The 12,477-nt window shown below is 52.7% G+C and carries 13 protein-coding genes; 1 reads left to right on the top strand and 12 read right to left on the bottom strand.

The features are described 5' to 3' along the window. Positions 1–35: 35 nt before the first annotated feature. Positions 36–656, bottom strand: coding sequence for an MBL fold metallo-hydrolase (locus KNP81_RS00115; protein WP_029595255.1), 621 nt, complete (start codon positions 654–656; stop codon positions 36–38). Positions 657–813: 157 nt separating this feature from the next. Here KNP81_RS00115 and KNP81_RS00120 point away from each other — a divergent pair, with 157 nt between their 5' ends. Then, entirely contained in the window at positions 814–993 is a 180-nt protein-coding gene (locus KNP81_RS00120; protein ID WP_029595254.1) for a DUF2759 domain-containing protein, read from the top strand. Between the two features lie 79 nt (positions 994–1,072). On the opposite strand, the gene KNP81_RS00125 is transcribed toward KNP81_RS00120, so the two are convergent. The 11 genes from KNP81_RS00125 to KNP81_RS00175 form a co-directional block, all read right to left on the bottom strand. After that, complete coding sequence (locus KNP81_RS00125) at positions 1,073–2,989, bottom strand: LTA synthase family protein (RefSeq protein WP_214717355.1); 1,917 nt, start codon at positions 2,987–2,989, stop codon at positions 1,073–1,075. Between the two features lie 242 nt (positions 2,990–3,231). Further along, positions 3,232–4,194, bottom strand: coding sequence for an ROK family glucokinase (locus KNP81_RS00130; protein ID WP_029595252.1), 963 nt, complete (start codon positions 4,192–4,194; stop codon positions 3,232–3,234). Between the two features lie 92 nt (positions 4,195–4,286). Continuing rightward, entirely contained in the window at positions 4,287–4,481 is a 195-nt protein-coding gene (locus KNP81_RS00135; RefSeq protein ID WP_021065735.1) for a YqgQ family protein, read from the bottom strand. Next, on the bottom strand, positions 4,478–5,500 hold the full coding sequence (locus tag KNP81_RS00140; protein ID WP_214717357.1) for a M42 family metallopeptidase: 1,023 nt from the start codon (positions 5,498–5,500) through the stop codon (positions 4,478–4,480). The genes KNP81_RS00135 and KNP81_RS00140 overlap by 4 nt, the downstream gene beginning before the upstream one ends. 15 nt (positions 5,501–5,515) lie before the next feature. After that, positions 5,516–6,568 carry a rhomboid family intramembrane serine protease gene (locus tag KNP81_RS00145; RefSeq protein WP_214717359.1) on the bottom strand — a complete coding sequence of 351 codons (1,053 nt, stop codon included), beginning with the start codon at positions 6,566–6,568 and terminating at the stop codon, positions 5,516–5,518. A gap of 154 nt (positions 6,569–6,722) precedes the next feature. After that, positions 6,723–7,679, bottom strand: coding sequence for an L-lactate dehydrogenase (locus KNP81_RS00150; RefSeq protein ID WP_021065732.1), 957 nt, complete (start codon positions 7,677–7,679; stop codon positions 6,723–6,725). A 169-nt stretch (positions 7,680–7,848) separates the two neighbouring features. Continuing rightward, complete coding sequence (locus KNP81_RS00155; protein ID WP_214717361.1) at positions 7,849–8,619, bottom strand: DUF92 domain-containing protein; 771 nt, start codon at positions 8,617–8,619, stop codon at positions 7,849–7,851. Continuing rightward, a complete protein-coding gene (locus tag KNP81_RS00160) occupies positions 8,598–9,152 on the bottom strand; it encodes a 5-formyltetrahydrofolate cyclo-ligase (protein WP_029595249.1) in 555 nt (184 codons plus the stop codon). The genes KNP81_RS00155 and KNP81_RS00160 overlap by 22 nt, the downstream gene beginning before the upstream one ends. Positions 9,153–9,207: 55 nt before the next feature. Then, a complete protein-coding gene (gene rpmG, locus KNP81_RS00165; protein ID WP_255313299.1) occupies positions 9,208–9,372 on the bottom strand; it encodes a 50S ribosomal protein L33 in 165 nt (54 codons plus the stop codon). A gap of 84 nt (positions 9,373–9,456) precedes the next feature. Then, positions 9,457–11,658, bottom strand: a complete 2,202-nt coding sequence (locus tag KNP81_RS00170) for a 1,4-alpha-glucan branching protein domain-containing protein (RefSeq protein WP_214717363.1) — start codon at positions 11,656–11,658, stop codon at positions 9,457–9,459. 14 nt (positions 11,659–11,672) lie between these two features. Then, complete coding sequence (locus KNP81_RS00175) at positions 11,673–12,443, bottom strand: DUF4912 domain-containing protein (RefSeq protein WP_029595247.1); 771 nt, start codon at positions 12,441–12,443, stop codon at positions 11,673–11,675. Positions 12,444–12,477: the final 34 nt, after the last annotated feature.

Consider the following 12,477-nt stretch of genomic DNA (forward strand, 5'->3'; position numbering starts at 1 on the left):
AAAGATTGTCTCCTCGTGAGACAATCTTTTTTTAGTTATCTGTCGAAAAACGGATTCGTCCGAATCTCGGCCTCGAGCGTCGTCTTCGGCCCATGACCTGAATAGAGCACCGTTTCACCCGGTAATAACTGACGCATGCGATCGATCGATCCAAGCAACGTCGCTTGGTCACCACCGTACAAATCGGTCCGTCCGACCGACTGTTTGAAAATCAAATCCCCACAGAAGGCGATGCGTTCGGTCGGGAAGTGAAGCGTGACGCTACCCGGCGAATGACCCGGCGTGTGATGCAACTCGATGGTGAACGCACCGATTTCGAGCGTCTTGCCTTGATAGATCCGTTCGGCCGGTCGCATCGCCGCACTTGGCAGATGAAACTTCGCCGCCCCGTTCTTCTCGTCGTCCATCAGCCACGTCCGTTCCGCTTCATGGACGTAGACCGGGACGTTGTAACGGTCACGCAAGGCATCGATTCCCCCGATATGGTCAAAGTGGGCATGTGTCAACAGAATGGCGTTCAAGCCACCGAATCGTTCCACTGCCTCGAAGAATTTCGGGTCATCCGTGCCCGGGTCGACGATGAGGACCGTACCTTCTTTTTCGAGTACGTATCCGTTCTCTTGGGCCAGGCCCGATGTGATTCTTACTATGTTCATTCAGAACACCTCCCCCATCATTCTAATCGATATTGTGGCAAAATTGTAGCGGAGGCTTTCTTTTCTCGACAGCGTCTACATTATCGGATAAAATAATAATGATATTTCAGTGAAATTTTTATGAATTTCATGACGTATAATAAAGGGGGAACTCGTCATGCATTTGTATGAACCATTTGGATGGATCTCGCTCATCGTTGCACTCGTTGCAATCTGGGGAATGGCCCGTTCGTTTAAGAAGCGCCAATTCTTTCCACTTGCTTTCGCCGCGGTCACTGTACTCGTATTCGGATTTTTCGGCGTCGCGACATTGATTTACGGTGGAATCCCAGGCTAATGAGCACGAAGACGACTCTGGTCGTCTTTTTTTGTATAACCAATAGCGCCGTCCCGGCTAAGCGGGACGGCGCTATTGGTTATTGTTCGGTCTGCTCTTTGAAGCGGAGCAAATCTGAGTAAATCAAATCATCGTTCATTTGGAGAAGCTTCTCTGCTTCTGCACTATCCGGTCCACAGAGCGAGACGTCCTCGACGACTTCACCGCTCGAAGCGTCATAGCATGTCGATTGCGTCCAGACGTATTCGTCGGTGATGACGGTACCGTCCCGGAAGATGGCGCGGCTCGTCCGGTCTTCCGATAACAAGTCACTTCCGAAACCTACCGTGTCCGACGTGTCAATCCCGAGCAAGTGCAAGATTGTCGGCTTCATATCGACATGACTGCCGATTGTCTCGTGCACTTCACCTTTGTCTTGTCCCGGTAGATGAACCGCGAACGGGACGGACTGGAGCTTGGCGACGTCGTATGGCGTCAACTCGTCTTTGCCGAGCAAGTCGGCCATCGCGTCATTATGGTTCGTCGAGATTCCGTAATGGTCACCGTAGACGACGAAAATCGTGTCGTCCCACATACCGTTCGCCTTCAACTCGTCGATGAACAAGCCGAGCGCGTAATCTTGATACGCGAGCGCCTGTGGGAAGTTGTTAAGCGTCGTCGAACTCGTCTCGAATTTGGGCACGAGTTCGTAGTCCTCGCTCGGCATCGTGTACGGGAAGTGGTTCGTGAGCGTGATGAACTTCGCATAGAACGGTTCTGGTAGCTCCTCGAGCATCGGAATCGACTGTTCGAAGAAACTGTCATCGAGCAGTCCCCATTCAGTCATGTCCTCGGGGTTGCCGAGGTCATAGCTCTTCTCATCGAAGAACCGGTCGACGCCGATGTTTTTATACATCAAGTCCCGGTTCCAGAACGATTTGTTGTTCGCATGAAACACGGCCGAGTAGTAATTATCTTCCTTAATCAATTCAGGGAGTGCCTGATACTCGTTATCGGCGTTCGTGAAGTAGACGGCACCACGCGGAAGTCCGTATAGCGAGTTGTCGAGTGCGAACTCGGCATCCGACGTCTTCCCTTGACCGACCGTATGGTAATAGTTCGGCCAGTAGTGGGACTCTTCGATCAGTTTGTTCAAGTTCGGTGTGATGTACTCACCGTTCGACGCTTTCATATTGTGCGTGAAGTTTTGGGCCGACTCGAACGAGACGACGATGACGTTCTTGCCTTTATATTTCCCGAAGTAGTCCGGGTTCGGTGCTGCATAGTGTTGACGAGTGTACTTCTCAATTTTGGCGAGTTCTGACCCATCAGCCATCGCCTTCTGGGCCGACGTTTTCGTTTGGAGCATCGCATCGTAGACGTGGAAGTTGAACGTCCCGATATTCTTGACCAACAGTTCTCGGTCGAACGAACGAGTCAACAGTTCCGGACGCTCTGTTTCAGCGAGGGACAAGTTGAACAAGAACACGACGACGGCCGTCGCGAACGTCACGAGCGCTCTCCGATGAGAGGCCGCCGTCGCTGTCGCGTTGATGCGCCATAGGATGAACGGCAAGACGAGAACGTCCCCGAGGATAATCAAATCTTTCCATTCCAACAGTGACGTGAACGATGTCGACAAAGTCTCCATGTTCGACGGTTGCAAGATGACCGGCATCGTCAAGTAGTCGGTAAACTCGCGGTAATAGACGGCATCCGCAAACAAGATGAACGATGCTGCGGCATACAGCACGTACAAGACCCATTTCTGCTTATTTCCTTTAAAGAAGAAACTGAACGCGAATAGGAATAGAGTGGAGCTGATCGGGCTGATCAGCAAAATGAATGCCTGAGCGGTGTTTTCAATCGGGATATTGAAGAAAAATTGGTAAACTACGTACGTCTTCGTCCAAAGTAATAGCGAGAAAATCCAAAATAACCGATATTCATGAAACGAAGCGCGGACCGTATCATTCAGTCGCATAGTAAGCTTCGAGAAGCTCTGAGATGACTTCATCTGACGGCCTCCTCCTCTGTTCAACGGGCGACGATATGAACTGATTCGCGTCCCCCTATTTTTTTATAAGTCCAATTGGCTTGTTATCCATTTCACGTACGATAACAGTCCGGTATCAAGTCCAAATCTTACCCCTTTTTTAACAAAAAATCAACTCCGTCATTACAAATTTTACATTATCCCATACCCGTTCCAAATAAAAAACACGCCTGCGTCAAATCGCAGGCGTACATGGACAAACGTTATACACGAGTCGGGATAAAGTGTTTACGAGCGAGCCACGCACAACCGATGACACCCGCATCGTTCTCGAGTTCCGCGATTTTGAACGCCGTCGACGCATAGACGCGCTCGAGGGCGAACCGTTTGAATTGCTCATCGAGCGGCTTGAGGAGTGCTTCGCGTGCTTTCGAGACGCCTCCGCCGATGACGATCATCTTCGGATTCAACGTGTTGGCGATATTCGAAATCGTCAATCCGAGATATTCGGTCATCTCGTTCACGACTTCTGTCGCAACGACATCATTCGCTTTATACGCTTCGAATACATCGCGTGCCGTCACTTCGTTTAGTTCGTTCAATGACGTCGTCCGACCTTTACGTTTTTGGAGCGCCAGACGGGCGACACCTGTAGCCGAAGCAATCGTCTCGATGCAACCTTTACGGCCGCAGCCACACATGACGGCTTTCGACTCGTCACGCTCAACCGTGATATGGCCAATCTCCCCAGCCATACCGGCAGCCCCGTGGACGATATTGCCGTTCGTGATGACACCGCCGCCGACGCCTGTGCCGAGCGTGATGGCGAGCAATTCTGACGCGCCTTCGCCTGCCCCTTTCCACATTTCACCGAGTGCGGCAGCGTTGGCGTCATTTTCTAAGACGGCCGGCAAACCGACCGCTTTCTCGAACTCGCTGACGAGCGCAAAGTTTTTCCAGCCGATATTTGGTGAATATTCGACCACACCCTCTGAAAAATTGACGAAGCCTGGTGCCCCGATGCCCGCTCCTGCGAAATCTTGCTTCGCTTTGCCCGACGTTTCTAAATAGGCTTCGAATGAAGCGGCAATATCAGTCGGAATATGTACCCCGTTCTCACGAATATCCGTTGTAATCTCCCACTTGTCAGAAATAATCCCGTTCATATCGAGGACGGCCATCTTCACCGTCGTTCCACCAATGTCGATTCCTAATAACCACTTCATGTGTTCCACTCCTCGTCTCGATTAAATCGCTTTCATCCCATAGTTTACACTATTAAACCCCTAGTGCAAACCTTTGCACTAGGGGTTTTCTGTCAATCTCTTGAATTTTTCAATTCATGGGTCAAAATAATCTTGGCCGTGTCATATTCCCGTTGTTCAATCATTCCGCCCGCATGCAACTCATCGAGTTCCATCATCATGAGCCCGATCTCGGCATCGCGCTCCCCGATATAAATGATCGTGCCGAACGATTTCAAAAATTGCTGGACGTCATAAAAATTCTTCATCGTTCGTCCTCCATCGTGGTGAGCACGAAACGGTACAGCAGTTCCCGCGTCGCTTCGAGCGATTTGAGATGCGTCCGCTCATAGCTATGGCTCGACTCGATGCCTGGTCCGACGAGCGCGTGGCGCACATCGTAGCCGGCTCCGATTGCAGCCGATGCGTCCGATCCATAGTACGGATAGATATCGACTTTATGGGCAATGTCATGTTCCCGACATAACGCGGTGAATTGACGGCGCAACCCGAGATCATACGGGCCTGACGAATCTTTCGCACAAATCGAAACTGTGTACTCGTCCGAGTGTTGGCCGTCCCCGAGCGCACCCATATCGACAGCGATATATTCAGTCACCGCTTTGGGAATCCCGGCATTGCCCCCGAACCCGACCTCTTCATAGTTCGAGATCAAGTAATGGACCGGGTGCGGCAACTCCGCCCCGACCAGATCTTTCGCCAAATCGAGCAAGATGGCAACGGACGCCTTGTCATCGAGATGACGTGATTTGATATAACCGGCGTCGGTCTGACGGAAGCGCGGGTCGAACGAGACGAAGTCCCCGACCTCGATACCGAGGGTCCTCACGTCTTCGGCTGTATGGACGTCCGCGTCCAAGCGCACTTCGATCGTTGACGCCGTCCGTTCGGCGCTATTCGTGTCCTTATAGACATGAACGCTCGATTGATGAATGAGAATCGTTCCTTCAATCGGCGCACCCGTCTCGGCATGAACCAGACAGTTCTCCCCTTCGATTGCGGTCCAGGCGTATCCGCCGACTTGCGTCAAGCGCAAGCGGCCGCTCGGCAAGATTTCTTTCACCATCGCGCCCAGCGTATCGACATGGGCCGTCAACAGACGGGCACGATCCGATTTGCCCTCAAATGTCGCCAGAAGCGCTCCTTTGTTCAAGCGTTTCGTGGGGATCCCGAGTGCAGTCAGTTCTTGTTCGACGAATCCGATCGCCTCGTCCGTCATCCCGGACGGACTTGGAATTTCAACCAATTGCTTCAACGTTTCAATCATACCCTTACTCCTTTGTCATCGATTGTAGCCGAGCCAAAATAATGCGCCGGACGCCACGAACACGACCCCAGCAAATAGCAAGCGACGTTTCTTCACGTGTTCATCCGGTAAGCCGACCACTCCCGCCATCAGAAAGCCCCCGACGAGTCCACCCGCGTGTGCGGAATGGTCCAAACTAGCGCCAAGGACGAAAGCGAGTCCCACGTTTAATCCTAACATAATAAACAGTGGAGGGCCGAGTGTCTTCATAAATAAGGAGCGGTCGCGAAGTCCGAAATAGAGCAGTGCGCCGACAAGCCCAAACAATGCCCCGGACGCGCCGGCCGAGATGGCTTCGCTGAACGCATACGACGCGACCGTGGCGATGACACCTGCCAACAGATAAATGGTGGCGAAACGCGTCGACCCGTACATTCGTTCCACGAGCGGGCCGAGTGACCAGAGCGCGAACATGTTGATGGCGAAATGGAACCAACCGATATGAAGAAACATCGGTGTGATCAGACGCCACCATTCTCCTTCGTCGATGAGAGGATTCACTTTCGCACCGAAGCGGATGAGCGTGTTCGGATCGAGCGTCGAGCCGATTGATTCGGCGAACCACATGACGAGGAACGTCACAAACATGATCGCATAGACGAACTGAGGCTTCCCAAAGGCGAACCGTTGCTTCAGTTCATTTTTTCGTTGTTGGTCGAGAGCGACTGCACGCGGGCGATATGACGTTTCCGTTTCGGCGCACGGCCGCATCTCGAGCTTCACTTTTGCCGCAATCGGGAACGTGAGCGACGACAGACGCTCTTCATCGACGAGCGGGTCCCCATAAATGTGGACATGGAGCTTCTCGCGGCCGATTCGGGCCAAGCGAAACGAGTTCATGACCGCCTCGACGTCCAAGGCGACATGGTTCGCCCACGCCTTATCTGTCCGTATGTAGAGGTGATAGACATCCCCCGCTTTCGTGTCAAACAATAAAAGTGCCCGCGACGGCTCTAAGACGCCCTCGATGCGTCCTCCTGCTTCGACGGCACGATATACATCTTCCCAAAAACAAGCTGGTTCTGTCATGTTGGCTCACCTCCTTCCATACTTTCATTCTAAAGGAATTTAGGCGGGACGACAAAATCGAGCATCGCCCCAATCTGCCCCGCTCTTCCGTCAGCCAAAAAAAAACCGTAGTGGCGGGAGCCAACTACGGTCATGACAGAACGAGTAATCGTTTTTATAAGACAGGCTGCATCGTTTTCAATAACACTTCTGCCGAATGATGCATCTTTTGTTTTTCTTCGTCTGACAACTCGATTTCCACGACTTGACGGACTCCTTGGCGGTTGATGATGGCCGGTACACCGATATGGATATCGTTCAAGCCGTATTCACCATCTAAATGTGCGCCGACCGTCAACAACGTGTTCTCGTTACGGAGCACGGCCTTGACGAGACGGAGCAAACCGAGGCCGATGGCGTAGTACGTCGCGCCTTTGCGCTCGATGATGTGGTACGCCGCGTCCCGAACGTTGACGTAGATGTCTTCGAGGTCTTCCCATGTATACTCGTCGTTCTCTTCAAGCAACTGCTCGACCGACTTCCCGTAGATGCGGGCGTTGCTCCAGGCCGCGAATTCCGTGTCTCCGTGCTCACCCATGATGTAGGCGTGGCAGTTGCGTGGATCGACGTTGAAATAGTCACCGAGCATGTACCGGAGACGTGACGTATCGAGTACCGTTCCTGATCCGAACACGCGGTGCTTCGGTAAACCTGAGTATTTCCAAGCCAAATGTGTCATGATGTCGACCGGGTTCGAGGCGATGATGATGATGCCGTCGAATCCAGATGCCATGATGTCCCCAATCATCGATTTCATGATTTTGGCGTTCTTCTCGACGAGGTCGAGGCGAGTTTCACCCGGTTTTTGTGGTGCACCGGCAGTGATGACGACGATATCTGCTGCACCACAGTCCGTATAGTCCCCTGCCCAGACGCGCATCGGTGAAGAAGCGAACGAGACGCCGTGGTTCAAGTCCATCGCTTCGCCTTCCGCCTTCGATTTGTTGATGTCGATAATGACGAGTTCCTCACAAAGACTTGCTGTCGTCAATTGGTACGCAAAGCTGGCACCGACCGCTCCGGCACCGACGAGCGCGACGCGTGTTACTTTTGCATGATTTAATGTTTCCATATTGATTCTCCACCCTTCGAACAATCTGTTTCATGTTTTTGTTATGTCTGTTACATAAAGATTGTAACATCATTCACAAACACTCACTACTAAGGAAACCGTTTTCACTTTGGCGATATTGTGACGAAATTCACATTCGTTTGAAACATCTACATTTTCTGTACTACCCTCATCGTAACAAGAGGAAACTAATCGTCGCGGCCGCGGCGATCGACAAAAAGTTGACGGCGTCATTGCCGAGAAAACGCCAGCCCGACACATAAGCCGCCGGCTCACGATGATGCATTTTCTTCTCGGTCAACTTGCCGCACACACGGCATCGGTATTTCCGTTGCACCGTGGCCCCTAACAATGTGTCGACGACGCTGCCGCTCAATCCAAGGGCGATCAAGACGAGCGCGAACGTCACATCGATCTCGATAAATGGAAGCAAGGCGAGGATGATGACCGTTGCCCCGACAATCGACATGACCGTACCGAACACGGACACCCCACCACTCGTTCCCGGTTCGACTTCACGGAACGTCCGAATCGAGCGCGGTTTCTGCTTGGCGAGGACGCCGAACTCAGATCCCCACGTATCACTCGTCGCCGCGGCAATCGAGGCGACATAGGCGAATAACCAGGCGTCGTTTGGCGCAAGAATCATTCCAAGCGCCGTCACCATGCCGACACCCCCATTGGCGAGCACCTGCACGAAATCACGGGGACCCGATTTCTCAACAATCTCATCGACAGGCGCCTTGTCCCGGGCACGATATTTCGAGGCGAGCGACGATGTCGAGAAGAAGACACCGAGTAAATAGAGCCCGAACCAACCGAAACTGTAGCCGATGACCGTCCCAGTCACGACCGTTAAGACGGCACCGGAGCGGGTCAACGAGCGCAATCGATAGCCGGCAAAGGCCACCAAACAAGTTACAACGAAGATGGCGAACATAAAATCGTTTCCCTTTCCGTCACGATGAATTCGACAGGAATGTCGTGTGGCTCAATCGGGATCTCATCGAGCAGTTGAACGTCATAGGCCAACGCGATGGTCGTCCCATTGTACGTGGCGAGGTAGCGATCATAATAGCCGCCTCCCCATCCGATTCGATAGCCGGACCGGTCAAACACGCGGCCGGGGACGATACATACGTCAATCGAGCGCATCGTCGCTTCAGTCGTCGGCTCCAATATATTCATGACGCCCGGCTCGAGGTCTTCTAGCGAATGAATCTCATGGAACGTGAGTCCCTGTTTCGTAACTTTCGGCACAAACACTGATTTTCCTGCCTTCCATGCTAAGCGGATGAGCGGCAACGTATCAATCTCTAAATCGAGGGCGAGCGTGACAGCCACCGTGTCCGCCTCTTGCCACGCCTTCAGTTCGGTCAATGTATGTATGATGACGCGGTCCCGGTCCGACCGGTCGTCGAGTTCACGGATTTGACGATGTACGTCTTGCCGAAGTTGTTTCTTTTCAATCACTTCAATTCCCCCTTGTTCAAAAAAAAGGCCGCCACATGAGTGACGGCCAGTCTCATTATTTCACTTCGCGGTAAAGCGTGTGACGACGGAGACGTGGGTTGTATTTGCGCAATTCGAGGCGCTCTGGGTTGTTACGTTTGTTTTTCTTCGTGATGTACGTGCGATCGCCTGTTTCTGTGCAAGCTAGTGTGATTTTAACGCGCATTTCTTTCACTCCCATCTTACTAATGTTGTATCAAGTGCTTTTGCTTTACAGTCTAAGCATACTCAATTATCCTACCAATTTTTATTTGAAAAAGCAAGGTTATTTCGTGTTCTTTTTCAAACGTTTTTGCCCGTATGGCGAAGCATCGAGCGGCAGGCAGGTTTTTACGTTATCACCAATCGCATAGCGCATTCCGACTTCCTCAGTCGATAGTTGTTCGCAGATGTACACCGTGTCGGCTTCAGCGAGGACGCTGTTCTCGATTCGGTGAATCGCATCGAACAGACCGCCGTGTCCGTGCGGATTGCGGGTCGTTTCAAAGGACAACATAGTTGAGTATAACGGAACTTGTAGTGCTTTCGCAAGCGAACGTGCCGCAGGAATCGTCATCCAATCAAATTGATGGATTGCTTTGAACGGAACTTTGGCCACGAGCTCATGCGCAAGTTTGACGTATGCCACGTTTTGGGCCGCGACTTGGTTCATCACGTGCTCTAAGAACGGGCTCGTCAGACGGACGCGGTACACGTGGACGTGGTTGTGACGTTCATACTCCGGTAACCCTTCCTTGAACGGGGTCAAGACGTACACCGTCTCGCCTTCCGCCGCCCGGGCTTCGACCTCGTCGATGACACGGCGTCCGAGATCACCGATGACGTTGCCTGTATATTCTGGCGTCAAGACGAGAATCGCCTCGCCTTCACTGCCACGTTCCTCAGTCACGTAATAGTCGTGCGGAGACAGGAACGTGTCGATGTCAATGTCCACATCATCAAGGAACGGATACGCGCGATAATGGTCGGCGAGCAGTTCATCCGATAACTTGTCTTGATACAGGGCGGTCTCGAGCTCAGCGAACAGGCGTGTGTGCTCGCGGAAGCGTTCGGCTGCATATTGGGCCGTCGTCTGTCCGTCGAGGATGAAGGCCCAGTCACTCGATACGGCGAGGACGTAATGTCGCACGAGTTGAATGAGCGCCCGATCGACGAGCGGTGAAGCGTGACGATAATCGGCCACGTCTTTGACGAGCTGTGTCTCCATCATGTGCAAGTGACGGAGCATCCACTCGTTGCGCTCGTTGATCCACACATCACCATAGCCTTTGCGTCCCCACGTGTTCATCGAGACGTGGACCGTCTCGAGGTCTTGGAAGTGGCGCTCGAGGAACAGCGCTGGCGTAATCGTCTCAATCCCGAACTCTTCGAGCCGCTCGGCGACTTTGCCGAGGAATTCAGGTCCTTCAAACCACCAATGACCGAACAGCTCGGCGTCAAACGGTGCCGTCACGAGGAACGGCGGGAACATTTGTCCACCGTGGGCCTCGAGATGCCCTTCGAGCGTCTGTGCGAAATCAAGGGCGTGGTTGTCGATTTGATGTTCGGCCCAGGCACGGACATAATAGTCTTTCTCATCCGTGTCGCCGGTGATGCGGTGCATCTTCAAGCCTGTATCAAAACGAATGCCTTCCGGGTGCATGAACTTTTCGATATACGTCCAGTCACGATCATAGGCGAGGTCACGATAAAACTCGCGATAGTCAGGATGGCCCGGATACCCGATCATCGAGCTCCAAATTTTCCCGGAGATGATTTGGTCACGCGGGAACAAAGCGACGCCATGCGGCGAGTAGACCGGTGCCCCGATGCCTTTGTCCGGCGTCGGATCGGCATCGAGCAAGGCGTGCTCATCGACGAACGTATAGCGGACACCTTCTTCATACAAGATGCGGTCGACACCCGGGGTATAGGCACACTCCGGTAACCAGATTCCGGTCGGGCGGAACCCGTAATGACGCTCGAAACAGTTCAAGCCGGTACGGATTTCCGCGCGAGCGGCCTGTTCCGTGAACAAATGCGGGTTGAAGCCGTGTGTCGCCGTACACGTGACCATATCGATGAACCCTTGCTCACGATATGTACGGAACGCATGGTTCAAGTTCTTTTCCCAATGCAGGAACGTGTTTTTCAAATCGGTGTAGCGCTGACGATAAAAGTGAAGCGTCTCGATTTCTGGTTCGCTCCGCTCTTCAGCGAGTTCGATGCCAATCAATTCGAGCATCTCATCCAAATGTTCCACGTAACGGTCTTGGACGAGCGGATCGGCGAGCATCTCGACGACGGGCGGTGAAATGCTGACCGTCCAATGGAGCGGCTTTTGCAGACGGTCGACTTGCCAAAGAATCGGGATATATGTCTCGGAGATGGCTTCATACACCCATCTCTCTTCTAAGCGATGTTTCTCTTCATGTCGCACGTACGGAAGGTGGGCATGAAGGACGAGTGAAAAATAACCTGGTTTCATCAAATAAATCCTCCTCAGCGCACGAATCGGTATGCAGAATATTTAGGTAGCGTGTCGAGCAGTTCAGGAGACTCGACTTCCCCGTATTGCCAACGTCGAACCGGTTCGGCGAAACGACCATGGCCGGCCGGCTCCGCCCGTGGCGTGTCGATCGGTGAAGTTGCGAGCAACGGAAGGAACTCCCCTTCCATCGTCCGAATCCCAAACTCGAACACGTACGTCGTGTTCGGATCGAGCGGTCGAACGAACCAGCTGTTCGTCATCTCCGGCAATTCGAACGTATACGACCGGTTCGCATGTCCGCTCGCGTAATCGAGCAATGTCACGTCGAGGATCCGGAACGCCTTCGGCAAATCTTCCCACGGACGCATGAACTGCATCGACAACGTCTCTTTGACGCTGTCCGACACTTCCCAGAAGACGTAGACCGCGTTCGGCGATTGAACGACCGCATGCATCACATCTTGATCGTAGCGGTCTGGGAGCTTCCAGAATCCGTCTGGACCTTTATCTAACAGCGGTGATTGGACTGGCAGCTCATGTTGCAGCGTCGAAGCGACCTGCGTCCCAGATGAGGCGGGTACTTGCTTCGATTTCGGTGTCATTGCTTTCTTCCCTTCGGTCTTTCTTTTTGGAGCGGCGGCTACAGGCTTGGCTGGTTCACCGTGTTGGGAACGCCATTTGCGCCAAGCGTACTGGACTTTCCCGATTGGCATGTCTAATTGTTCTGCAATCTGTTTTAACGTTAGTCCTTGTTGTTTCAAGGAAACGATTTTCTCTTCCATCTATTTGTGGCTCCCTTCCTAAAAAAAATCCATG

Source organism: Exiguobacterium sp. s149 (assembly GCF_018618395.1).
GTDB classification, from domain to species: domain Bacteria; phylum Bacillota; class Bacilli; order Exiguobacteriales; family Exiguobacteriaceae; genus Exiguobacterium; species Exiguobacterium chiriqhucha.

What these genes read in the sequence shown, in the direction of transcription:
- KNP81_RS00175 (WP_029595247.1), bottom strand. Translation starts at nt 12,443, where the DNA reads ATGGAAGAGAAAATCGTTTCCTTGAAACAACAAGGACTAACGTTAAAA.
- rpmG (WP_255313299.1), bottom strand. Translation starts at nt 9,372, where the DNA reads ATGGGAGTGAAAGAAATGCGCGTTAAAATCACACTAGCTTGCACAGAA.
- KNP81_RS00170 (WP_214717363.1), bottom strand. Translation starts at nt 11,658, where the DNA reads ATGAAACCAGGTTATTTTTCACTCGTCCTTCATGCCCACCTTCCGTAC.
- KNP81_RS00155 (WP_214717361.1), bottom strand. Translation starts at nt 8,619, where the DNA reads ATGTTCGCCATCTTCGTTGTAACTTGTTTGGTGGCCTTTGCCGGCTAT.
- KNP81_RS00115 (WP_029595255.1), bottom strand. Translation starts at nt 656, where the DNA reads ATGAACATAGTAAGAATCACATCGGGCCTGGCCCAAGAGAACGGATAC.
- KNP81_RS00145 (WP_214717359.1), bottom strand. Translation starts at nt 6,568, where the DNA reads ATGACAGAACCAGCTTGTTTTTGGGAAGATGTATATCGTGCCGTCGAA.
- KNP81_RS00150 (WP_021065732.1), bottom strand. Translation starts at nt 7,679, where the DNA reads ATGGAAACATTAAATCATGCAAAAGTAACACGCGTCGCGCTCGTCGGT.
- KNP81_RS00120 (WP_029595254.1), top strand. Translation starts at nt 814, where the DNA reads ATGCATTTGTATGAACCATTTGGATGGATCTCGCTCATCGTTGCACTC.
- KNP81_RS00140 (WP_214717357.1), bottom strand. Translation starts at nt 5,500, where the DNA reads ATGATTGAAACGTTGAAGCAATTGGTTGAAATTCCAAGTCCGTCCGGG.
- KNP81_RS00135 (WP_021065735.1), bottom strand. Translation starts at nt 4,481, where the DNA reads ATGAAGAATTTTTATGACGTCCAGCAATTTTTGAAATCGTTCGGCACG.
- KNP81_RS00125 (WP_214717355.1), bottom strand. Translation starts at nt 2,989, where the DNA reads ATGAAGTCATCTCAGAGCTTCTCGAAGCTTACTATGCGACTGAATGAT.
- KNP81_RS00130 (WP_029595252.1), bottom strand. Translation starts at nt 4,194, where the DNA reads ATGAAGTGGTTATTAGGAATCGACATTGGTGGAACGACGGTGAAGATG.